Here is a 22,707-nt window from a genome sequence, read left to right on the forward strand (position 1 = left end):
AGGCCGGGACGACGAGGTCCCGGCAGATGATCTTGCCGTCTCTACTTCCCAGTATAGGCAGATTGGCCCCCGGCGCAAGTCGCCGGATTCAACCCGGCCCGTGCAGGCTCAGGATGCCCAGCAGGGCCGATACGAGGACGGCCACGGCCGAGAGGAAGGCGCTGATCAGGAGGGTGGCGGTCTCCTTCTTTCCGTCCAGCCGCCCCTCGACGAAGCCCATCCGGGACTTCAGGGGCAGCAGTGCGCTGCGGAGCTCGGCCACCACCTCCCGATGCTCCGCCCAGAGGCGTGCGCTGTCGGCGCGCTGGCGCTCGAGGCCGGCCTCCACGTGGGTCAGTCGGGCGTGGAGGTCGTCAGTCAGCTCGGCCAGGGCCTGAACACGGGACACCAGTTCGTCGGTCCAGGATGCCATACCGATCCACCTCCGCTGTACCCTTTTCCCAATGGTACCGGAGGCGAACCGGACAGGCCAGAGATTTGTAAGGTTTTATCTGACAGTGAGCGGGAGGTTCGGATCGGGCAGATCGGCGCCTCCTCCCCGGCGTCAGAAGGTCTTCTCCGAGTCGATCAGAATCGTCACCGGCCCGTCGTTGACCAGCTCCACCTCCATGTGGGTCTGAAACCGGCCGGTCTCGACCTGGAGCCCCATCTCCCGCAGCCGCCGGACGAACCGCTCATACAGCGGCTCGGCCTGCTCCGGCCGGGCCGCCCGGTCGAAGCCGGGCCGCCGGCCCCTCTTCACGTCACCGTACAGCGTGAACTGGCTGACCGCCAGAATGGCCCCCCCGGCCTCCTGAATCGACCGGTTCATCTTCCCCGCCTCGTCCTCGAACACCCGGAGGCCCGCGATCTTCTCGGCCATGAAGTCGGCGGCGGCCTCGTCGTCCTCCTTTGACACCCCGAGCAGCACCACATACCCCTGGCCGATCTGGCCCACCACCTCACCTGCCACGGTTACCCGAGCGCGGCTCACCCGCTGTACGACAGCCCGCAAGACAACTGCCTCCTCACTTGCTTCATGTCCCGGGGGATACGCCCCCGGCCCGAAGAACTCCTCCACGGGCGCATACTGCACCCTACCACGGCGCACGGTGCAGGCCCGGTCAGTAGACCGTTCAGACTACTCCTCCAATGGTGCGTGCGCCGGATTGGATGAGAATCATTCTCGTTGTACTATCAAGCCAGAAACAGCCGACGCACTCCTGACGGTGCAGACGCCACGCCACCCCACGCCAGAGATAACAGGAGGGATGGCCAGATGACGAACTTCTTCCAGAGCCCTAAGAGCAGCTGGATTTGGCTCGTGATTCGCCTGTACGTCGGTTACCAGTGGATGGTCGCAGGATGGCACAAGATCGTCGACGGATTCGACGCCACCGGCTTCCTGAAGGGGGCCATCGCCAAGTCGATCCCGGCCGCCGAGGGCGCCAAGCCCGTCGTCCAGCCCTGGTGGGGAAGCTTTCTCGAAGGGTTCGCACTCCCCAACGTCGGTCTCTTCAACTTCTTGATTCCCTGGGGCGAGTTCCTCGTCGGCCTGGCGCTGATCTTCGGCTTCGCCACCATCTTCGCAGCAACGATGGGCATGGTCATGAACTTCGCTTTCCTGCTCAGCGGCACCATCAGCAGCAACCCCAACTACCTGATCCTGCAGTTCATCCTCGTCAGCCTTGGCGGCGCCTATGCCGGCTACCTCGGAATCGACTACTACTTCCGGCCCATCTACCGCAAGGCACTTGCACGGATCCTGCCCGGTGAGAGCGGCGCAGCAGCGCAGAGAGCCTGACCCCGCAGCATTCGGACCTGAGCTGAACCTCACGAGCACGCACGCCACACGGAGCATTTCATCAGACTCGATCGCACCAGCACGTACGGCACACGCAGCAGTTCATGCAGCTCAATCTCGCCAGCGAGCACACCGCACGCAGCAGTTCATCCGGCCAAATCTCGCCAGCACGCACGCCGCACGCAGCAGTTCATCCGGCTCAATCTCGCCAGCACGCACGCCGCACGCAGCAGTTCATCAAGCCCGCTCTCGCCCGCCCCTTGGATACCCTGAAAGCCCGCCTCCCCGGCGGGCTTTCAGGCGCGATGGGGCAGGTCAGGGCCGACGGGCCGCCCGCCGATCATGCCATTCCCACACCTCCCGGGAGACGGCGGCGATGTAATAGCTGGCCTCCCGCGCCGTCATCCCGTGCGTCATCACCACCAGCACGTAGGGTCGCCGGGCCAGCACGATGGCCGCATCGTGAAATGACGTCCCCTTGGACCCCGTCTTGTTGGCCACCGGCACATGCGGAGGCAGGCCGCCGGGGATCCGGCTCTTGGAGCGAGACTCCTGCATGAAGGTCAGCAGCTCCGCCCAGGGCTCGGGCGAACGCTGGGCCGCCTCCCAGATGTTGCGCAGGACGATCCCCAGGTCTTCGGGGGCGATGCGGTTGTCCTGCCAGACTTGCTGCGGCGTGTGCAGGCGGGGGCCGCCGTAACGGATGCCCAGGCTGCGGTAGTACCGGACCATCGGCCGGACCCCCAGCGTGCGCATCAGCGCGTTGGCCGCCGTGTTGTCGCTGTGCACCAGCATGATATGGGCAAGCTCCCGCAGCGTAAACCGGGTTCCCTCCGGGGCGCCGTTGAGGATCCCCGACCCGTCCATCCAGTCCACCGCGCGCAGGGCCACCGGCTCGTCCAGCGACAGCTGACCCGTCGCAGCGAGGTGGTAAAGGTACGCGGCGATCAGCACCTTTACCGTGCTGGCCGCCGCATGCACCTCGTCCGCGTTCAGACCGAAGTACTCGTGGGCGGAGAGGTCATAGTACCAGACGCTGATCAAGCCGGGCGCCCACCGCGTCACCTGCTCGATCCGGCGCACCACGTCAGCCGCGCTCTCCGGTGTCCGCAGCTGCGACGGCAACCCCGGGTCTGCCCCTGCGGTGACCGGGGCCAGCGCAAGCAGACCCGCCAGCGCCAGGCACAACCATGCCCGCCGCCGGTGCAATGCCCGCCGTGCCATCTGTCATCACCGCAAGATAGGTTGCCCGTACGAACGGGGCCCCTCTCGTCAGTCGCCGGCCTCGTCCAGCAGCGCCTGCGCCCTGAGCCAGAGCGCGCACTCCACCCGCTTCTTCGTGAGCTCGCACCCGATGGACTCGGGCTTGAAGATGTCGCCGTTCAGCAGGTCCGCGTTGGCGTGGCATCCGCCGCTGCAGTAGTACCGGGCCCAGCAGGTGGGACACGATTCCTTCGTGTAAATGTGGCACCCGGCCAGGCGGGCCTGCAGCTCCTTCTCCACGACGCCTTTTGCCACGTTGCCCAGCCGGAACTGCTCCCGCCCGACGAACTGGTGGCACGGGTAGAGGTCGCCCTCGGGCGTAACCGCCAGGTACTGCACGCCGGCGCCGCAGCCCTGCACCCGGCGGGGCAGGCAGGGGCCGGTCTCCGCCTCCACCGCGAAGTGGTGGAAGGTGATCGGCCGCCCCTCCCGGCGCCGCCGGTCCACCTCCACCGCCAGCCGCTCGTACTCGGCCAGGAGCTGCGGCAGGTGCTCCTGCCGGAGCGCATACGGCTCATCGGGCGTCGCGATGACCGGCTCCAGCGAGAAGTGGGGCGACTTCATCTCGTCCACCATGTAGCGGGCGTCCTCCGCGAAGTCCAGGTTGTCCGCGGTGTAGGTGCCCCGCAGCACCGCGTAGGCTCCCCGGCCCGTCGCGCCCTGGGCCGCGCCGTACTCCCACGCCGGCCGGCCGCCCGGCGCCCTGCGGTCCAGCACCATGCGGATCGCCTGCTCCACCTTCCGGCTGGAGCCCGAACGCTTGGCGTCGTGGACCTCGGGCCGGCCGTCGAGGCTCAGAATCAGGCTGACTTCCTCCCGGTCCAGCTCATCCAGGATCTCCGGCGTCAGCAAGGTCCCGTTGGTGGTCAGCGTGAAGGTGAAGGTCTTGCCGGCCTTTCGCCCGGCCTCCCGGGCGTAGGCAATCGTCTGCCTGACCACGTCCCAGTTCATCAGCGGCTCGCCGCCGAAGAAGTCCACCTCGCAGACGGGCCGGGGCCCGCTCAGCCGGATGAGCAGGTCCACCGCCTGCCGGGCCACCTCAAACGGCATCAGCTTCGCCCGGCCGCCGTAGGTGCCGTCGTCGGCGAAGCAGTAGGTGCACTTCAGATTGCAGGCGTGGGCAATGTTAAGGCAGATCGCCCGCAGCGGGTCGCCGGGCTTGGGCATCACCGGCTCCCAGTCGGGCGGCGGGGCGAACAAGAGCCCCTGGGCCCGGAGCTGAGCGATCTCCGCCATCGCCTCGTCCACCTGGTCGGCGCCGTAGCGCGCCCGCAGCCCCTCCAGGTCAGCCTCGGTGGGGCCCTCCGCCCCGAACTCCAGCAGGTCCCACACCAGGTCGTCCACCTGGTGCAGGCTGCCGCTATGAACATCGAGCACCAGCCTGGTGCCCTGCATCTCAAACCTATGGATTTCACCGTGCTGCACGGCCGATTCCCTCCCAGAAGAAGGGCCGGGCGCTCTGCCCGGCCCCTTTGGCTACCGCCTGGTCGCCTCGTGGATCCGAACCTGCTCGGCCGCAGGGCTCGTCAGGCTGCTGACGGAGCAGACGATATTGCCCACGGTACAGGACGTCTTGCAGGCCGACTGGCAGGAGACCGCGCAGTCCGTGCAACCCGCGAACTGCACCGTCGTCTGCAGGCGCGGCGCCGTCAGGGTGCGGATGTGCCTCGCCACTGAAAACCCTCCAATCGCTTGGATTACACCATTATAGTATAACCCTTCCAGGCGCAAACCTGTGTAGTACTAAAGCGCTATTCTCGTCTAGCGCCGATGTGCCATGCGCGGGCGGGGCGGCGGCCCCGCCCGCGGAGACCGCCGCCCTGGCGCTCAGAACGATGCCTCCAGTTCGTCGATCAGGGAGCCCACGTAGGCGACGGCCTTGCGAATGGCTTCGGGCTTCGTCATGTCGACCCCCGCCCGGGCCATCAGCTCCATGGGCGGCAGGCTGCCGCCGAGCTTCAGGACCTCCAGCCACTGCTCCGCCGCCGGCTGCCCCTCTTCCCGGATCCGCTGCGCCACCGCGGTGCCGCAGGTGAGCCCGGCGGAGTAGGTGTACGGATAGAGCCCCATGTAGTAGTGGGGCTGGCGCATCCAGGTGAGCCGGGCGCCCTCGTCGATGACCACCTCGCCGCCCCAGAACCGCTCCAGGATGGCCCCCTTCGTCTCGGAAAGCAGCTTCGCCGTGATCGGGGTGCCCTGCTCGGCCTGCTCGTAGATGCGGCGCTGCAGCTCCGCCTCCAGCAGGTGGCGGACGAAGTTGTGATGGTAGGTCATCAGGAGCTGCATGATGACCCAGCGGCGCATGCGCCTGTCTTCGGCGCCCTTCAGGATGTGGTCCGCCAGAAGGAGCTCGTTCAACGTGGACGGAGCCTCCACGAAGAACAGGCTGGGCTCGGTGTTGAGCAGCCGCTGGTGCCGGTTCGCGAGCTCGAAGTGGCCGGCGTGGCCCAGCTCGTGGGCCAGGGTGAACGCCGAGCGCAACTGGCCCGTGAAGGTCAGCAGGATGTAGGAGTGCGCGCCGTAAGGCGAGGTGCAGAAGGCGCCGGCCTGCTTGCCCACGTTGTCGGCCCAGTCGATCCAGCGCTCGTTCAGCGCCCGCCCGACGATCGCCCGGTACTCCGGCCCCAGCACGCTGAGGGCCTCCAGCACGAGCCTGCCGGCCTCCTCCCTGGTGACCGGGGGATTGTACTCGGGATCCAGCGGCGCCTCGATGTCGCAGTAGCGCATCTCATCGAGCCCGAGCACCCGCTTGCGCAGCCTGGCGTACCGGCGCATGTGCGGCGCCAGCTCGGACTGGATCACATCCAGCAGGTTGTAGTAGACCGCGTGGTCGATGCGGTGCGGGGCCAGCAGCATGTGCGTGACCGACTCGTAGCCCCGCAGCCGGGCCATGACGACGTTCTTCTTGACCTCGGTCGCGAACGTGGCGGCGAGGGTGTTCTGGTAGGCTGCCAGGCCCCGGGTGAAGGAGTCGAAGGCCGCCCGCCGCACCGCCGTGTCTGCCGAGAGCTCCAGCTCATCCTCGTACAGCGCGCAGGATACGGGCAGTTCCCGCCCGTCGGGGGCCTTGACCGGATCGAAAGTCATGTCGGAGGAGCGGGCCCGCTCGTAGGTGATGAACGGCGCTTCCATGACCTCGCCCAGGGCGGCCAGGGCCTCCTCGGTCTGGGGGTGCAGCATGTACGGCCGCTCGATCAGGATCTGCTCCAGATGGGGCCGGTACACGGCCAGCTCGGGCTCCTCAGCCATCCACGCCTCGACCTGCCCCTCCGGCAGGGCGAGGATCTCGGACTTCAGAAAGGCCGTCGCCGCCATGAACTGGGCCGTCAGGGCGTGGGCCCTGGCCGCCATCGCCTGGTTCTCGGGGTCCGATCCGTCTCCGGTCAGCCGCAGCTCGGCATAGATGGCCCAGCGTTCGCCCCGCTCCAGCAGCGCTTCAAACGCCTTCACCGCAGCGGCGAGCGTGGCCGCCCCCTCGGCCAGGCGGCCCTTGTACTGGGTCACGGTCGGCAGGTCGTTCTCGATCGCCTTCCCCTCGGCCTCCCAGTCGGCGGGCGACGCGAACAGGTCCTCCAGGTTCCAGGTCTGCTCCACGGGCACCTCGTTCCGGCGGAGTCGCATGAGACACTACTCCTTCCTTCGCCGTTGGCGTCGGTTGAAACTGTATTCGACAATGGGGCCCTCCTACCTGCACCGGCTTCCCGGCGTTCCGCGCCACGCGCCCGGGCAGGCTCCCGCCGGGCTTGGGTCCGCCGGCGGGGCGTTTTCGTGGATCCTGCGCCTGGGCATCGGCATCATCTTCATCTACCACGGGGCGGCCAAGCTGTTCCTGACGCCGACCGCCATGGCCGCGTTCTTCGCGTCCATCGGGCTCCCCGGCCCCTTCTCGCTGGTGGTCGGCGCGGTGGAACTGCTCGGCGGCCTGGCGTTGATCACGGGCATAGGGATGCGCATCGCGGCCATCGCCCTCTCCGTCATCCTCCTGGGTGCCACATTCACGGCCAAGTGGGCGCTGGGCTTCGTCACCCCGGAGGGCATGCCCGGCTGGGAGTTCGACTTTGCGCTGCTGGCCGGGACGCTTTCGCTGGCGTTCAGCGGCGTGGGCGCGGTCGAAAGGGCTCCGGCCAATGCTTCCACGGCGCCCGGGGGTGAGGCGGCAGCGCCCGGGGGTGTGACCACCGCAGCCTGGGATGAAGCGGCAGCGCCCGGAAGTGCGACCCCCGCAGCCCGGGATGAGGCCGCCGCGCCCGGGAGTGCGACCACCGCAGCCCGGGATGAGGCCACACCGCCGATGGGTGAGGCCCCTTCGGCCGCGGCTGCCGCGGTGCGCTCAGGGGTCTCGGGCGCGAATCTGCCCAACGCGCCGCGCATCGCCGAGCTGGCGCCCGAGGAGGCCATCGCACAAAACCCGGCATGGAAGGCCTTCCACGAGCAGACGAAGGATGTCCCGACGGCGCAGTTCAGCGACCTGGAGTGGGCAGACGGCATCATCCTGGGAAGCCCGACCCGCTTCGGCACGATTGCTTCGCAGATGAAACAGTTCATCGATACCGCCGGTGGGCTCTGGGCGCAGGGCAAGCTGGCCAACAAGGTGGCAGCGGGCTTTGTGACGGCCTCCAACCCGCACGGCGGCCAGGAAGCGACGATCCTGGCCCTGTACACCACCCTCTACCACTGGGGATCCATCGTGGTGGCGCCGGGGTACACCCACGATGTCGTCTTCCAAGCCGGCGGCAATCCGTACGGCGCCAGCGCCCTGGGCACGGATACCGGCCCGGTCGAGGCGGAGCTGGCCGGGGCCCGCCACCTGGGCAGCCGGGTCGCCGCCATCGCGTCCCGGGTCCTCGCGGGCCGGGCCGTTCCGGTCTAGAGGAAGGGGGACCGGCGCCGCGCGCCGATCCCCCCGTTCAAACTACCGACACTGGAAGAATACGTGTAAGAGTGCGCGCCCCTGGCGAAGGCCGATGCTCTGACTGACGAAGAATGTCGCCTTGCTGCCGGGCGATGCCTCGGGAAGAACCTGGCGGGCGTCTACCGTCTTGAGAACGAGCCACTCCCGCATATACTTGACCTGATCTTCACATGTGGGCTCCGATGGCGTCACGATGTACCCGAGCACCCCGGGTCTGACCTCGACCAATCGCTCACCCCACTTCTCCGCAGATCCTTATGCCTATCCTATCATTAAGCGCTCAACCTGTACGGTGGGATTGATGTCCGCGCTGTGAGGGGAGCTGTCCGATGGCCAGTGGACGGTATGTCTTTCTGTCGGACTGGGCCCGCGTCCGCATCCGCAAGCACCTGGACGAGATCGCCGATGCCGTTCAGCAGACAATCGGGGCGTTTGACTCGGGCGAGACCTGTGACGTCATCCTGGCCAGGGCGACGGATCTGCGGCGCCAGGCACAGAAGGCCGAGGAGGTCATCCTGGAGCACCACCTTCAGACCTGTCTCCCGCCGGAAATGCACGGGCTGGCAGAGATCGGCGCGGGCGTGGCCCGGCTGCGCCTGCGTGTTCCCGCTGGCCGCATCCATGGCCGGCACGTCCCGGAAGTTCGGCACCCGCCACCGCGCGGCGGTGGGGCTCAGCGAGCGCAGCGATGCGCTGGTCATCGTCGTATCCGAAGAGACGGGCACCGTCTCGATCGCCATCCGCGGTCAGCTGTACGCCGTTCAGGACACGCGGCGCCTGGTCGATCAGATCATCACACTGTCGGGCAAGTCCTAGCGGATCTCCGCACAAAGAGAATAACCCCGGGCGCAAGGCCTGGGGTGATCGCCGTGTCAGACCCGGGCTTCCGAGCCGGACTTGACCCAACCCGCCACAGTGGCTACCCGTCTTCCCATGTACCGGGCTCCCGCCAACTCCTGTTCCGTGACGCCGTTGTCCGTTCCGGTCGCACTCGCACCGTAGGGGTTGCCGCCTGCCGCGAACATCACCTGGTCGGTGTAGCCGGGCGCGGCGACGATGCACCCCCAGTGGTAGAACGTGTGGTACATCGACAGGATGGTGGCCTCCTGGCCGCCGTGGGCGTTCGAAGCGGTCACAAACCCTGCGGCGACCTTGTTGGCCAGCTTCCCCTGGAACCAGAGGCCGCCGGTCGTGTCGATGAACTGTTTCAGCTGCGATGCCATCGTGCCAAAGCGGGAGGGCGTTCCGAGGATGATCGCATCCGCCCACTCCAGATCATCCAGCGAAGCCACCGGCACGTTCCTGGTCTGCTCGATGTGGGCCTTCCAGGCAGGGTTCTGGGCGATGGCGGACTCCGGCGCCAGCTCCTGCACCTTGCCGACGCGCACCTCCGCCCCCGCCTCCCGGGCCCCGGCTGCAACCGCCTCCGCCATCTGGTACGTGTTTCCCGTGGAACTGTAGTAGATCACTGCGACTTTGACAGCAGCCATCTCCCTCCTCCTCAGGGGCATGTCTCGAGAAGCAAACTCGCCCGCCAGAGCGGCATCAGATAGTATCCCTCAGGGCCGCGGCGGGATGCACCCTCTCCGCCGGCAGAGCGCGCGGCTTCCGTCATACCCCCGCCGAGACGCGCAACGGGCAGCCCGCGGTCCTCAACCGCCAGCTGCCCCAACACTCATCACGCCCGACGATCCCCATGCCCCGCTGCGCAAGGCCGACTGCGCAAGGCCCACCGCTCACAGCCCACTGCTCACTGCCCACTGCTCACAGCCAGTCTCACAGCTCACCGCTCACCGCCAACCGCTCACAGCCAGCCTCACTTTCCTCCGCCTGCCGCCTTCGACGCACGTTTCCTGCGCCGTTCACGCACCACGCGCTCCACGTGCATGACGTCGCGCACCTTCTGAATCTTATTCATGACGTACTGCAGCTGCTGGGCATCCTTGATCTCCAGCACCAGGTCCAGCGTGGCAATCTTCGACTTGTTGGCCCGGCTGGCCGTGGACAGCATGTTGATCCGGGCGTCGGCAATAATCGACACCACGTCGGCCAGCAGGCCTGCCCGATCCAGCGCGATGACCTGCACCGCAACCGGGCTCGAGGTCTGGTAGTTCTCCTCCCAGGCCACCTCGATCAGCCGGTCGGGGTCCTTGGTCAGATCCTCCATATTCGGGCAGTCCAGCCGGTGCACGGTGACCCCGCGGCCCCGGGTGACGTAGCCGATGATCGGGTCGCCGGGAACCGGCGTGCAGCACCGGGAGAGCCGCACCACCAGGTTGGAGACGCCCTTGACCCGGATCCCGTTGGAGGCCTTCCCGTAGCCGGCCCAGTCCTTCTTCTCGATCTCGACGGGCGGGGCAGGCTCCTTCGCGCGCCGCTCCTTCTCGTACATCTCCCGCAGCCGGGAGACGACGGAACCGGCGTTGAGCGAACCGATGCCGATGGCCACGTACAGGTCGTCGAGGTCCTTCACGCTCACGCGCCGGCAGACCTCGGCCAGCCAGTCGTCCCGCATCAGTTCGTGCGCCTCGATGCCGGTCTTCTGCACCTCGCCCTTCAGGATCTCCTTGCCGCGGGCCAGGTTTTCCTCCCGGCGCTCCCGCCGGAAAAACTGGCGGATCTTGTTCTTGGCCGATGCGGTCTTGACGATCTTCAGCCAGTCGATGGAGGGGCCCGGCGACTGCTTGGAGGTGAGGATCTCCACCACGTCGCCGTTCTTCAGCGGTGTGTCGAGCGGCGTGATCTTGCCGTTCACCTTGGCCCCGACGCACTGGTAGCCGATGTCGGAGTGCACGGCGAAGGCGAAATCGAGCGGGGTGCCTCCCGCCGGCAGGCTGAACACATGCCCCTTCGGCGAGAAGACGAAGACCTGGTCGGAGAAGATGTCGACCTTGACCGACTCGACGAACTCCCGGGCATCGCGGATCTCCTGGTGCCACTCAAGGAGCGACCGCAGCCATTGTAGCTTTCTGTCGAACTCCTTGTCGGTCTTGCCTTCCTTGTACGACCAGTGCGCCGCCACGCCGAACTCGGCGGTGCGGTGCATCTCGTAGGTGCGGATCTGAATCTCGAAGGGCTCGCCGTGCGGACCGATCACCGTCGTGTGCAGCGACTGGTACATGTTGGGCTTCGGCGTCGCGATATAGTCCTTGAACCGTAGCGGCAGGGGTTTCCAGTGGCTGTGGATGATGCCCAGCACGGCGTAGCAGTCCTTGACCTCTTCGACGATGATGCGGATCGCGATGAGGTCGTAGATCTGCGAGATGTCCTTGCCCTGCCGATACATCTTCTTGTAAATGGAGTAAAAGTGCTTTGGACGGCCGGAGATGTCGGCCTTGATGCCCTCCTTCTCCAGCACCTCCTGGAGCTGATCCATCAGGTCCTGGGTGATCGCCATCCGCTCCTGCCGCCGGCGGGCCACCAGGTAGGCCATCTCCTGGTAGCGGTCGGGCTCCAGGATGCGGAAGGAGAGATCCTCCAGCTCCCACTTGATCTCGCTGAGGCCCAGCCGGTGGGCCAGGGGCGCGTAGATGTCCATCGTCTCCTGCGCGATGCGCACCTGCGCGTCCGAAGGCTGGTGCTTCAGGGTGCGCATGTTGTGGAGACGGTCAGACAGCTTGATCAGGATGACGCGCAGGTCCTTGGCCATCGCCAGAAACATCTTGCGCAGGTTTTCCACCTGCGCCTCGTCCCGCGATGTGAACTGGAGCCGGTCCAGCTTGGAGACGCCGTCCACCAGCGTGGCAACCTCCTTGCCGAACCGTTGCTCCAGTTCCGCGAACGTCACCCCGCAGTCCTCCAGCACATCGTGCAGGAGCGCGGCGGCAATGGACTCGGCATCCAGTTCCAGCGAGGCCACGATCTCCGCCACGGCCACCGGGTGCGTGATGTACGGCTCACCCGAGCGGCGGCACTGCCCGTCATGGGCCATGTGTGCAAACTCGAAGGCGTCCTGGATCAGGGCGACATCCGCGGTCGGATGGTAGGCAAGCACCTTGTCGATGAGCGGCTGAATATCGATCACGGCTGTCACCCTCCTTTCCCGCCTTTCGACAAGTTTCAGAACTGCACCAGCGAAATGACTTCGTGGCCCTCCAGCCGCTTCCTCCCGCCGAGCTCCGTCAGTTCGACCAGGAAGGCGACGCCCTCCACCTTGGCGCCCAGCGACTCCACCAGGTCAATCGTGGCCCGGATCGTGCCGCCCGTCGCCAGCAGGTCGTCGACCACCAGCACCTTCTGCCCGGGCTGGAACGCATCCTCGTGTACCTCCAGCGTATCCTCGCCGTACTCCAGTTGATACGAGATGCTGCGAGTCTTCCAGGGCAGCTTGCCCGGCTTGCGGATGGGCACGAACCCGGCCCGGAGCCGGTAGGCCAGCGCCGAGGCAAAAATGTATCCGCGGGCCTCAGGGCCCGTCACCATGTCAATTCCCCTCGGCTCAAAGTGGGCGGCCATGGTCTCGATCGCCGCGTGGAAGGCCTCTCCGTCCTGGAGCAGGGTCGTGATGTCCTTAAAAGAGATCCCGGGCTTCGGGAAATCTTCGACCGTGCGGATCTTGGATTTGAAATCCATGAATCATAGCCCCCTCACATCTCATTATATTGCCTGTTCCGCCATCGGCCAACATTTGCGAATCAGGCACCGGCAAAACCGGGGAACGTGCTCCTGGCCGCGAGCTGCGCCCGGATCTCCTGCCCGCGCCGGTAGCGCGGGCTCGCCTCCAGATCAAACCGGACGCCCCGCGCCGCGCAGATCCGCCCGGCTCCATCCAGCAGTCCGATTTCCCGGAAGACCGCCATCCCGCTCTCGTACCGCAGCCGGTTCCAGGGACCGGGCACCTCGCCCAGCCGCCGCGCCAGGGCCTCGGAACTGGCCTCGCCCGCCTGCAGCAGCCGGTAGAGGTGAACCAGGACATCCCGGTCGGGACAGGGCCAGCCCAGAGCCTCCGCCGCGAGCTCCCAGTCCTCGTCTTCCCAGAGCAGGTGCAGCCGCTCCCCCGGATAGCCCTGGCTCCTGTACGGCGGGTGCCAGAGCACGGCATCGCTGTACGCCCCCCGGGCCACCAGACCGTGGACGGCCACCACCAGCCGCCCCGCCGCCGGCTCCGGCTCCCCCGGCAGCCAGAGGACCGCCGCCCGCCGCATCTCCGGGCCGAACCGCTCCAGCCGCTCGGCCAGCGCCGCCGCCGCCCACGGGCTCCCCGCCAGGACCAGGACCCGGGCGTCCTCCGGCCGGCAGAGCGCCGCCAGGTAAACGAGGCGCGGATCCGCCTCCTCGTCGGCGCTGCCCAGCTCGTCGTCTATTGTCCCTGCGCCCGGAGCCGCGAGGCCCTCACCGGTGGAAGCGACCTCATGCACCGGCGCGGCCGTCGCCGCCAGCAGCTCCGCCAGCCGCCCGCCCCGCCCGTCCACGACCTGCCCGGGCAGGGAGGCCGGCGCCCCGTCTTCCGCGGGCGACGCCGGATCCCACGCCAGGCAGTGGTCCTCGGTCAGGCGGAAGGGGCTGTGGCCGACGGCTGCCTTCATATCCTTCAGCACCAGCTGGATCCGGCTGCGGCCCATGTACGTGTTGATCTCGGGCTGGTAGGCCACCGCGATCTGCTGCCCCCGCTCGGGCATGACCGCGGCCATGTTCCAGCCCACCGCCTCCACAGGGGCCGACGCCCCGCCGTCCTCCGCCCGCAGGAACAGCTTCAGGTGCTGCCCCTCCCGGCCGATCGGACGGCCATCCACCACCTGGAGCATGTCCGTCGCCAGCACCGGCGCGGGGTTCCCCAGGCCGAAGGGCTCCAGGGCCGACAGCTCCGCGATCAGCCGCTCGTCGATGTGGTCCAGCGGCACGAAGGCGTCCACCCGCTGCTCGGGGACCAGGTCCTCCGGCTCCAGCCACTCCGCCGCCAGCCGGTTCAGCCGCCGGCGGAGCTCGGGCACCAGGTCGGGGCTGCGCAGGCTCAGGCCGGCGGCCATCGCGTGCCCGCCGAACCGGCTGAACAGATCGGACATCTGCAGGAGCGCCCGCTGCATGTGAAAGCCCGGAATCGACCGGGCGGAGCCCCGCACCTCATCCCCCTCGATGGAGAGCAGGATCGTCGGCCGGTGGTAGACCTCCAGCACCCGTGAGGCGCAGATGCCGACCACGCCGTGGTGCCAGCCCTCGCCGGCCAGGACCAGTGCGTACTCACGCTCCTCCGGCGGCAGCGCGGCCGCCTGCGCCAGGGCCTCCTCCAGAATCGCCGCCTCGATCTCCTGCCGCGCCCGGTTCTCGTCGTCCAGGCGGCGGGCCAGCTCCTCCGCCCGGGCCGGGTCCTCCGTCAGCAGCAGCTCGACCCCGGCCTCAGCCGTGCTCATGCGCCCCAGCGCGTTGATGCGGGGGCCCAGGGCGAAGCCGACGTGCCCCGCGGTGACCGGCGCCTTGACACCGGCCACCTGCATGAGCGCCCTGAGGCCGGGCCTGTGCGTGGCGCCCAGGCGGGAGAGCCCCTCCCGGGCGATGGCCCGGTTCTCCTCCACCAGCGGCATCAGGTCGGCGATGGTGCCGAGGGTCACGATATCCAGCAGGTCCCAGACGTTGGGCGCCCCGAGGGCGAGCGCCAGCTTGAACGCGACCCCGACCCCGGCGAGCCCCTTGAAGGGATACGTGCAGTCCGGCCGCCTGGGGTTGATCAGGGCCGGCACGTCGGGCAGCGCGGGCCCCGGCTCGTGATGGTCGGTGACGATCAGCGTCATGCCCAGCTCCCGGGCGAGCTGCGCCTCGGCCACCGCCGTCACCCCGGTGTCCACCGTCACCACGAAGTCGTAGCCGCGCTCGCGGATGGCCCGCAGGGCCTGGGCGTGAAGGCCGTAGCCCTCGCTGAACCGGTCGGGAATGTAATACGCGACCTCCGCCCCCAGGGCGCGCAGGGCCAGCACCAGCGTGGCCGTCGCGGTCACCCCGTCGGCGTCGTAGTCGCCGTAGATCATGATCGGACCGCCGTGTGCCAGGCGCGCGCGGATCAGGTCGACGGCCTCGCGCATGCCCTTCAGCCGGAAGGGGTCGTGAATCTGGCCGCGCCCCGGGGTCAGGAAGGCCTGCGCCGCCTCGGGCGTGCGCAGGCCGCGGTTGATCAGTACCTGCGCGGTGACGGGTGAGATCGAGAGCTGCCGGGACAGGAGGCGGGAGCCGGCTGGGTCGGCCAGCTCCGGCCGCCATCGTTTGGGTCGGTAGGGTCGCGCCACCCCGTGCTCACTCCCCGTAAACCATGTACTGCCCCCCGCAGCGAGCGGCTGCCGGGGGGCTCGTCATTGCTTAAGACACTTCTCTTTTCGAGACACCGGTGTGCGATCCCTGCCCCTGTGCGTGAGTTTGCCACCTTCTGCGGCCGCCAGCCTCCCGGCACATCAGCCAGCCTCAGTGCGCGTGCGGGGCCAACCGCTGCCGCTCGTGATGCGCAATGCGGATCAGCGACTCCTCCGAGAGCTCGTCCACCACGTGCAGGGTTCCGCCCGCCTGCTTCGTCAGCTGCTCCAGGTAGCGGCGCGAGGGCTGCAGCCCGATGCAGCTGAACGGAATCCGCTGGGCGCGCAGCCGCCTGGCGGCCTCGATGGCGTCGGCCAGGGGATCCACCGTCCACTTGGGCACGGTGGGAATGCCATCGGTGATGAGCAACAGCAGCGGCCGGCGCACCCGGGCGCTGGCGATCAGCTCCATGGACTGGGTGAGCCCGTGCGCCAGCGGCGTCAGCCCCATCGGCTGGATGCGCGCGAGCCCTTCCTCCACCACCCCGTAGTTGCGGGTGAACGGCACGTACACCCGCACATCGCGCTCCTGGAACGCGATGACGGCGATGCGGTCCCGCGTGGAGACCAGCAGGTGGCGGGCCAGGTGCTTGGCCGCCATGATGCGCCGGCCGGCCATGGAAGCGCTGGCGTCGATGAGCAAGCAGAGGTGCAGCGCCTGCTCCGCCGACCGGAGATGGAGGTGGATGTCCCGGCGCTCCAGCCTGACGCGCACCGGCCCGTCCGCCGGCAGCCCGGCTTCCCGCTGCCGGACCCGCTCCAGGTGGGCCCGCCGGATGGCGGCGGTGACGGTCTCGGGCACCGCCACGTCGTTCAGCCAGGCGCCGGGCTCGGCCGGCGCGGCCCCGCGCACCACGCCGTAACGCACCTCGGGAGAAGGGGCGCCCTGGCCCGGGCGCCGGCGGCGCAGCCCGGCGCTGCGGCCGGGAACCCGGCGGATCAGCTTGCGGAAGCGCAGCTTCACATCCCGCAGCCGGCGCCGCAGGAAGGCCAGGAGCTCCTTCCCCTCCGGCGTCAGCCGCATGCCCCGGATCTCCTTGCGGACCAGGCCGGCCTCCTCCAGCTGCCGCAGGATGAAGGGGGCCTGGTTGCCCCCGCCCTGGTAGAGCGCCGACCAGCCCTGCTCCCGGTTCAGGTCTTCCAGGATGCGCGCCAGGTCGTCCGGCGAGCCCAGCTTGCGGGCGAGCGTCAGGGCCTGCAGCATCCGCTCGGCCTCCCGCGCTTCCTGCAGCGCACGGGCCGCCTGCTCACGGGGGCCCTCCGCCCAGCCGCTGCCCGGGCTCCCGCCGGGGCCGCCGCTCCCCGGTCCCCCGCCGCCTCCGGGTCCTATGCCACCTCCGGATCCTCTGCCACCTCCGGATCCTCTGCCACCTCCGGATCCTCTGCCACCTCCGGGTCCTCCGCCGCCCCCCGGACCACGGCCGCCTGCCGGTTCGGCGGCCGCCCCCGCCTGACCGCTCCACAGGCTGCCGGCGTCGAGCCCTCCGGCGCCCAGCTCGTCAGCGCCGAGCGCGCCGCTCCCCACGCCGCCGCTCCTCAGGCTGCCGGGCCCCAGGTTGCCGGCGCCTCCGTCGTCGCCGAGCCCGCCGCGCCCCAGGCCGCCGTTCCCCAGGCCACCGGTCCCCAGGCGGGCGCCCAGGCTCCCCGCCGGCTGCCCGGTGCGCCCGGACCGGTTTCGATTGATGTAGGAGTCCAGGTTGTCCCCGTAGTAGCGGCTCAGGTCCGAATCCTCGCCGGAGCGGACGCCGCCCCACCGGTGCGCGAGCCGGTCCACGCGCCGGAGCTCCACGCCCTGCGCGAGGATGGCGGCCTCCACCGCCGCCACGATCCGCCAGACCAGCGCCAGGTCCTCGTCGGGCAGCAGCCCCGCCAGGTGGACGTGGTTCCGGTGCGCGGCCTTGGCGGAGCGGTTGACCATGCGGTCCATCCCGCTGGTCACCCGGCCGCCGCCGGTGGCGGTGCCCAGGTCGAAGTAGTCGGCCAGGAGCCGGCCGGGCCCCGCGCCGGGCGGGGCCGGCAGCGCCTCCAGCGCGCGCCGCACCGCCGCGGCCACGGCGCGGTGGTCCACGTCGGCAACGGCATGGAACACGTCGATGTGGACCACCTGCCCCGGATCGGCCAGCCCGTACGCCGCCTGCCCGAAGTCGACCCCGCGCATGATGACCACGCGGCCCGGCTCGCGCAGCTCCACCACGTGCAGCCCCCGGCTCACCACCGCCGCCTCGCCCAGGCGGACGCCCCTGCCCTCCCGCAGGGCGCGGGCGAGCTTTGCCTGCCACCCGTACGCCGGCCCCCCCTGGCTCGGCCGCTGCCCCGGGCCCGTCACGAGCGGCTCAGCTCCTCTTCGGTCCGCACCCACTCCTCGGGCGCCAGGGCGCTGAGCGGCCTGGCCGGGTGGGGCGGCGCCTGCGGCGGCAGCTCAGCCGGATCAGGCAGGGCCGGGGCCAGCCCCAGCTGGGACAGCGCCCGCCGCAGCCACGAGGTCCCGCCTCTGCCCCGCGGCCGCGCCTGGGTTGCGTCGGCGCGGGGCGGAGCCGGAGTTCCGTTACCCGGTCCGCTCCCCTCTCCCACCTGCGATGCGGCCGGATCACTCGCACGGGATCCCGCGCCCGCCCCGGCCTGCACTCCGCCTGCGCCGCCCTGAGGCCCCGCTGCACCAGCCGCCCGGGTCTGGGTAGACCCCGGGACGCCGGCACCGGAGCCGGGCCTCCGCTCACCCCCGCCGGATGCGGCCTGCGCCGGTTCGGCCAGCACACCGCCGAAGGAGAGGCCGGGGAAACGGGGGCGGGGGGCGGCGCCGGCGTGAGCGTGTCCGGCGTTGCCGACGTTAGGAGCACGCGCGGCGTTGTCAGCCTGCGCAGCGTTAGCAGCGTGGGCGGCGGCGGCAGCATGAGCAACGTTGGCAGCATGAGCGACGCTGGCAGAATGAGCAACGTTAGCAGCATGGGCGGCGCCGGCAGCATGGGTCGCCTGAGCGGCTCCGGCGGCTGGCGCCGCCTCCGGCTGGGCCGCCGCCTCGGCCAGATAGCTGGTCACCCGCCGCAGCAGCTCAGGATCCACCCGATGCCGCAGGGCCAGCGGCGCCACCCGCAGCAGGTCCGCCAGCTGCACCTCGGTGCGGCCCTCCAGGCAGGCAGAGAGCCGGACCCCGGCCTGAATCGCCTCCACCGCCCGCAGCGATTCCAGGTCGAACTGGCTGTACAGCCCCGCGACCTGCCGGCGCAGCCCGGACGGCACCGCCACCTTGCGCAACTCGGCCGTGCGCAGGGTGAGCCGGGTGCGCCAGAGTTCCGCCTTCGTCTCGGCGATGCTGCGCCGGGCCGGTTCACCTGCTTCGGCGGCAGCGAGGATCTGCTCCACCACCCCCGGATCGCCCGGCCGGTCGGTGTAAATGGCAAAATCGAAGCGGTCGCTCAGCTGCCGGCGAATCTCTTCCAGCGGCCCCGGCTCCTCGTCGGGATTGGAGGCCGCCCAGACCGAGACCAGCACGGGCAGCTCCACCGGCGGCAGGCCGGTCTCCTCGATCTGCACCCGTCCCGGCCGGGTTCCCATCACGTCCAGGAGCACGTCGGCCAGTTCAGGCGAGGTCTCAGCCAGCCGGTTGATCTCGTCCACGAAGATGATGCCCCGGTGGGCCTGCGGAATGGTTCCGGGCAGCAGGGCGGCCTCGGGGTTGGTGGCGCTCACCAGCCGGCTCAGGTCGATGGAGCCCACCACCGTGCCGATCTTGGCCGCGTGGGAGATCTCCAGGAACGGCATCGGCACCCGCTCCTCGCCCAGCGCGGCCACCTCCTCCGGGCTCAGGTGCCGGTGGACGGGGCAGTGGGGAGCAGACGGGTCGCAGTTGTAGAGGCACCCCCGTATGCGCGGGATGCGGGGCAGCACTCGCCGCACCCGCCGCATGATGGTCGTCTTGCCGGTGCCCCGCAGCCCCTCGGCGTGGATGTGGAGGGGCCTTCCGGCCAGCGTGGAGACCAGCGACATCTCCACGGCCCGGAAGAGCGCATCATTGCCGGGATGCCGCACCAGGCCGAGAACAGATTCCATGTCATACCCCCCGAACGTCGCAGCGATCATGCCTAGTGTAACCAAACCCTGGGAAAAAACTCCCTCGCGGCTTGTCATTGACGCCAGAATATCGCTCGACAACGTGTCGACGTGGGGGCGAACGCACACCGCAGTGCACACACCGGCCATGTCGAAAGGGCGCCCCGGTCAGGGCGCCCTGTGTCTTAATGGTTGTCGGATCCTGTCGGCTCACTCGCCGAGGGGTGCGGGCTGCAGCCGGCCGAAAAGGGGTTCGCCCCAGAGCATGAGGGCGATGAGCGACCGTGCATCCTGAATCTCGCCCGTGCGCACCGCGTCGAGCGCCTCGGCGTAGGAGAGGAACTCCACGGAGAGTTCCTCGGACTCGTCATAGCTCATCGTTCCCGGCACCAGCTGGTCAGAGACGAAGCAGTAGGCCTCTTCGGACGAGTAGCCCGGCGCGGGGAAGAAGCGGCCGATCAACTCCAGGCTCCTGGGCCGGAAGCCGGTCTCGGCCTCCATCTCCCGCCGGGCCGCCTCCTCGGGGCTCTCGCCGGGCCGGATGCGGCCGCCGGGCAGCTCCAGGCTGTCCCGGCCCATGCCCGGCCGGAACTGCCGGACGAAGATCACCCTGTCCTCGGTGGTGAGCCCCAGTACGCAGACCGAGCCCGGGTGCTGCACCACATCCCGCGCAAACTCCTTCCCCCGCACCCTCACCGTCACCGGACGGATCTCATACATCGCCCTCACCCCGGTTCCCGTCGCTGTCGCGTATTTTCCCCACTCGATGACCGTTCGCCGACAGCGTCCGGCATCCTTCCGCCGGCGTTGTGAAAGACGCAGTTTTCAGGCGAACCCTGGTGTTGTGTGCGCTCGCCTTGGGTGTGGTCGGAGCCCGCCAGGCACATGGCCGGGCCGTATCGGCTCTGTTCGCCCTGAGTGTGGGCTACGGCCAGTCTGCTCGCATCACCCTGCCAGCAGACCTACCCGCAGATTCGAATTGCTCGGATCGTGTGGGACCCACCTGCCCACCAGCGGCAACCCACAGCGAAGGCGAACAGAACGCATACCTCGCGAGACATACGCCCACCGGCGGCATCCCACATGCAAGAAGCGGCACCCCGCCGCCGTGGGGGGGTGCCGCCGCCTGCACTATGCCTTCGCCGGCCTGACGCCGGCCGGCCCGGCCGGGCTGCCGTCCCGGGTGCGCTCCCACAGGAACCAGAGCGCGGCCGCGACGGTCACCGAGGAGTAGGTGCCGGCCAGGATGCCCACGAAGAGCGTGGAGGCCAGATCCAGGATGGTCGATCCGCCCAGGAAGATCATCACCAGCAGCATGATCTGCACCGAGACGCCGGTGTAGATGGACCGGGTGATGACCTCCTGAATCGAGCGGGTGGCCATCGCCTCCAGCGACTCGCCCTTCTGCCGGTTCTGCAGGTTCTCCCGCAGCCTGTCCATGACCACGACGGTGTCGTTCATCGAGTAGCCCAGCACCGTCAGAATCGCCGCCACGAAGGTGGAGTTAACCTCCACCTGGAAGATCGCCAGCACCCCCATGGTGATGACGACGTCGTGCAGCAGGGCGATGACCGCGGCCACACCCATGCGGAACTGGAACCGGATCGAGATGTAGATCACCTGCAGCACCGCGGCGATGCCCACGGCCAGCAGGGCCTTGTTCGTCAGCTCCGAGGAGACCGTGCCCGAGACCGCATCCTCACTGATGAGGGTGTACGGCCCCAGATGGTTCAGGCTGTCGTAGAGCGTGGCCTTCTGCTCCTCGCTCAGCTCGGGGGTGCGCACGAGGAATTCGGTGGCCTCGGGGCTCGGCGCCCCCTTGGGCTCCACCTGCTGGATCTGCGCGTCCATTCCCAGGACGCTGCTGATCACGGTGCGCACCTGCTCGATCGAGACCGTCCGCTCGAACTGGAGGTCCAGCAGCAGGCCGCCGGTGAAGTCGATGCCCAGGTTCAGCCCCCGGAAGAGCAGCGCGCCGACGGCGATCAGCACGGTGACCAGGGCGAAGGCCAGGTAATGCTTGGCGTAACGCATGTAGCGAACTCGGGTGAGGCCCATTTACCCGGTCACCTCCTTCACGCCGAACAGGGTGCGCTTGTTGAACCAGCCGGTGTTCACCGCAAGCTTCACCAGCCAGCGGGTGAAGGTGATCGCCGTGAACATCGAGAGCACCGTGCCGACGAACAGCGTAACGGCGAAGCCCTTCACCGGGCCGGTCCCCAGATACCAGAGGATCGCCGCCGCGATCGCCGTGGTCACCTGCGAGTCGAGCACCGTCACGTACGCCCGGTGGAAGCCCGCGTCAATGCCGGAGCGGAGCCCCTTGCCCTTGCGCAGCTCCTCCTTAATCCGCTCGAAGATGATCACGTTGCCGTCCACCGCCATCGCGATGCCCAGCAAGAGCCCCGCGATGCCCGGCAGGGTGAAGACGGCGTCGATGGCCAGGAGGACGATCATGTTCAGGATGGCGTAGACCCCCAGCGCGACGTCGGCCAGGAAGCCAGGAATGCGGAACAGGACGATCATGAAGAGCAGCACCCCGACCATGCCGATCCAGCCCGCCCGCATCGACTTGGCGATGGAGTCCGCGCCCAGGGTCGCGCTGACCATGCGGGCCTCCACCTCCACCAGCTTGATGGGCAGGGCGCCGCCGTTGATCAGGTTGGCGAGCTGGGCGGCCTCCTCCGCCGTGAAGTCGCCGATGATGGTCGCCTCGCCGGTGGGAATCGGCTCCTCGACGATGGGCCACGAGATGACCTCATCGTCCAGCATGATGTAGATCGGCTGCTTGATGAACTTGGAGGTCGCCTCGTAGAACTTCCGCGGCCCCTCGCCCTTCAGCTTCAGGGTGACCAAGAAGCCGCGCCCTGCGGGGTCCTGCGCCACGCCCGCCTCGGCGACGTCGCGCCCGTCCAGCACCACGTTGCCCTCGGGATCGATGAACTGGAGCACCGCCGTCCGCCCGATGACCTCACGGGCCTCGTCGATGTCCGCCGCGCCGGCGATCTCCACGATGATCCGGTTTTGGTTGTCTACCTGAACCACCGGCTCAGAAACGCCCAGGGCGTCGATGCGGTTCTCGATGACCGCCCGGGCCGCCTGAATCGTCTCCGGCGTCACCGGGCCGAGCTCCGAGTCGACTCCCTGAAGCACAATGTGCGCGCCGCCCTGCAGGTCGAGGCCCAGCTTCATGTGATGCAGAATCCGCGCCGACCCCGTCTCCGGGTGCGGCGACAGGAAGAAGCCAATCACGCCTGCGACCAACACCACGATCAAGGCCAGAACCAGGCCGTTCCAGCCGCCCTTCATGGCCTGTCCTCCTCACAAGTGGAATCGCTGCTTCGCAAAGGAAAAGGAGGCCGTGCCTCCCCATTCCCTCGCCTCCACACTCCCTTTGGAATACGCCAGCAATCCAACTGTTCCTGCTT

General features: G+C 68.8%; 17 protein-coding genes and 1 pseudogene. 3 read left to right on the plus strand and 15 right to left on the minus strand.

Annotation, left to right across the window (positions count from 1 at the left end; all coding sequences use genetic code 11):
* Positions 1 to 88 precede the first annotated feature (88 nt).
* Both ACZ45O_RS09145 and dtd read right to left on the minus strand, forming a co-directional pair.
* A complete protein-coding gene (locus ACZ45O_RS09145) occupies positions 89 to 412 on the minus strand; it encodes a hypothetical protein (RefSeq protein ID WP_464852401.1) in 324 nt (107 codons plus the stop codon).
* 132 nt (positions 413 to 544) lie between these two features.
* Positions 545 to 994, minus strand: coding sequence for a D-aminoacyl-tRNA deacylase (dtd, locus tag ACZ45O_RS09150; protein WP_464852403.1), 450 nt, complete (start codon positions 992 to 994; stop codon positions 545 to 547).
* A 264-nt stretch (positions 995 to 1,258) separates the two neighbouring features.
* Between dtd and ACZ45O_RS09155 the strand changes: the two genes are divergently transcribed.
* Entirely contained in the window at positions 1,259 to 1,783 is a 525-nt protein-coding gene (locus ACZ45O_RS09155; protein WP_464852405.1) for a DoxX family membrane protein, read from the plus strand.
* 315 nt (positions 1,784 to 2,098) lie between these two features.
* Here ACZ45O_RS09155 and ACZ45O_RS09160 read toward each other — a convergent pair whose 3' ends face one another.
* The 4 genes and pseudogenes from ACZ45O_RS09160 to pepF form a co-directional block, all read right to left on the minus strand.
* Positions 2,099 to 2,971 carry a serine hydrolase gene (locus ACZ45O_RS09160; protein ID WP_464852406.1) on the minus strand — a complete coding sequence of 291 codons (873 nt, stop codon included), beginning with the start codon at positions 2,969 to 2,971 and terminating at the stop codon, positions 2,099 to 2,101.
* 84 nt (positions 2,972 to 3,055) lie between these two features.
* Complete coding sequence (gene scfB, locus ACZ45O_RS09165) at positions 3,056 to 4,471, minus strand: thioether cross-link-forming SCIFF peptide maturase (RefSeq protein ID WP_464852408.1); 1,416 nt, start codon at positions 4,469 to 4,471, stop codon at positions 3,056 to 3,058.
* 117 nt (positions 4,472 to 4,588) lie between these two features.
* Positions 4,589 to 4,720, minus strand: a pseudogene (scfA, locus tag ACZ45O_RS09170) (six-cysteine ranthipeptide SCIFF); the annotation flags it as partial.
* 153 nt (positions 4,721 to 4,873) lie between these two features.
* Complete coding sequence (gene pepF / locus ACZ45O_RS09175) at positions 4,874 to 6,667, minus strand: oligoendopeptidase F (protein WP_464852410.1); 1,794 nt, start codon at positions 6,665 to 6,667, stop codon at positions 4,874 to 4,876.
* A 52-nt stretch (positions 6,668 to 6,719) separates the two neighbouring features.
* Here pepF and ACZ45O_RS09180 point away from each other — a divergent pair, with 52 nt between their 5' ends.
* Positions 6,720 to 7,916: a DoxX family membrane protein gene (locus ACZ45O_RS09180; protein ID WP_464852412.1), complete on the plus strand. Its 1,197-nt coding sequence runs from the start codon at positions 6,720 to 6,722 to the stop codon at positions 7,914 to 7,916.
* Positions 7,917 to 8,363: 447 nt separating this feature from the next.
* Entirely contained in the window at positions 8,364 to 8,774 is a 411-nt protein-coding gene (locus ACZ45O_RS09185) for a diadenylate cyclase (RefSeq protein WP_464852414.1), read from the plus strand.
* A gap of 56 nt (positions 8,775 to 8,830) precedes the next feature.
* Here the strand turns inward: ACZ45O_RS09185 and wrbA are convergent, their stop codons facing one another.
* The 9 genes from wrbA to secD all read right to left on the minus strand — a co-directional run bounded on the left by wrbA (position 8,831) and on the right by secD (position 22,588).
* Complete coding sequence (wrbA, locus tag ACZ45O_RS09190; RefSeq protein WP_464852416.1) at positions 8,831 to 9,448, minus strand: NAD(P)H:quinone oxidoreductase; 618 nt, start codon at positions 9,446 to 9,448, stop codon at positions 8,831 to 8,833.
* Between the two features lie 326 nt (positions 9,449 to 9,774).
* Entirely contained in the window at positions 9,775 to 11,982 is a 2,208-nt protein-coding gene (locus tag ACZ45O_RS09195; protein ID WP_464852417.1) for a RelA/SpoT family protein, read from the minus strand.
* Positions 11,983 to 12,017: 35 nt separating this feature from the next.
* A complete protein-coding gene (locus tag ACZ45O_RS09200) occupies positions 12,018 to 12,530 on the minus strand; it encodes an adenine phosphoribosyltransferase (RefSeq protein WP_464852418.1) in 513 nt (170 codons plus the stop codon).
* 62 nt (positions 12,531 to 12,592) lie between these two features.
* The gene (gene recJ, locus ACZ45O_RS09205; RefSeq protein WP_464852419.1) at positions 12,593 to 15,172 is read right to left on the minus strand and encodes a single-stranded-DNA-specific exonuclease RecJ; all 2,580 of its coding nucleotides are present in this window, start codon (positions 15,170 to 15,172) and stop codon (positions 12,593 to 12,595) included.
* 172 nt (positions 15,173 to 15,344) lie between these two features.
* Entirely contained in the window at positions 15,345 to 17,558 is a 2,214-nt protein-coding gene (locus ACZ45O_RS09210; RefSeq protein ID WP_464852420.1) for a VWA domain-containing protein, read from the minus strand.
* On the minus strand, positions 17,555 to 19,279 hold the full coding sequence (locus ACZ45O_RS09215; protein ID WP_464852421.1) for an ATP-binding protein: 1,725 nt from the start codon (positions 19,277 to 19,279) through the stop codon (positions 17,555 to 17,557). The genes ACZ45O_RS09210 and ACZ45O_RS09215 overlap by 4 nt, the downstream gene beginning before the upstream one ends.
* Before the next feature lie 210 nt (positions 19,280 to 19,489).
* Entirely contained in the window at positions 19,490 to 19,999 is a 510-nt protein-coding gene (locus ACZ45O_RS09220) for an NUDIX hydrolase (RefSeq protein WP_464852423.1), read from the minus strand.
* 411 nt (positions 20,000 to 20,410) lie between these two features.
* On the minus strand, positions 20,411 to 21,337 hold the full coding sequence (gene secF / locus ACZ45O_RS09225; RefSeq protein ID WP_464852424.1) for a protein translocase subunit SecF: 927 nt from the start codon (positions 21,335 to 21,337) through the stop codon (positions 20,411 to 20,413).
* Entirely contained in the window at positions 21,338 to 22,588 is a 1,251-nt protein-coding gene (gene secD, locus ACZ45O_RS09230; RefSeq protein ID WP_464852425.1) for a protein translocase subunit SecD, read from the minus strand.
* Between the last annotated feature and the right edge of the window lie 119 nt (positions 22,589 to 22,707).

The organism is Symbiobacterium turbinis, assembly GCF_055383075.1.

Coding starts and splice junctions, on each gene's coding strand:
- ACZ45O_RS09145 (WP_464852401.1), bottom strand. CDS start 412: ATGGCATCCTGGACCGACGAACTGGTGTCCCGTGTTCAGGCCCTGGCC.
- ACZ45O_RS09155 (WP_464852405.1), top strand. CDS start 1,259: ATGACGAACTTCTTCCAGAGCCCTAAGAGCAGCTGGATTTGGCTCGTG.
- pepF (WP_464852410.1), bottom strand. CDS start 6,667: ATGCGACTCCGCCGGAACGAGGTGCCCGTGGAGCAGACCTGGAACCTG.
- ACZ45O_RS09180 (WP_464852412.1), top strand. CDS start 6,720: ATGGGGCCCTCCTACCTGCACCGGCTTCCCGGCGTTCCGCGCCACGCG.
- ACZ45O_RS09185 (WP_464852414.1), top strand. CDS start 8,364: ATGCCGTTCAGCAGACAATCGGGGCGTTTGACTCGGGCGAGACCTGTG.
- wrbA (WP_464852416.1), bottom strand. CDS start 9,448: ATGGCTGCTGTCAAAGTCGCAGTGATCTACTACAGTTCCACGGGAAAC.
- ACZ45O_RS09200 (WP_464852418.1), bottom strand. CDS start 12,530: ATGGATTTCAAATCCAAGATCCGCACGGTCGAAGATTTCCCGAAGCCC.
- ACZ45O_RS09215 (WP_464852421.1), bottom strand. CDS start 19,279: ATGGAATCTGTTCTCGGCCTGGTGCGGCATCCCGGCAATGATGCGCTC.
- ACZ45O_RS09220 (WP_464852423.1), bottom strand. CDS start 19,999: ATGTATGAGATCCGTCCGGTGACGGTGAGGGTGCGGGGGAAGGAGTTT.
- secF (WP_464852424.1), bottom strand. CDS start 21,337: ATGGGCCTCACCCGAGTTCGCTACATGCGTTACGCCAAGCATTACCTG.
- secD (WP_464852425.1), bottom strand. CDS start 22,588: ATGAAGGGCGGCTGGAACGGCCTGGTTCTGGCCTTGATCGTGGTGTTG.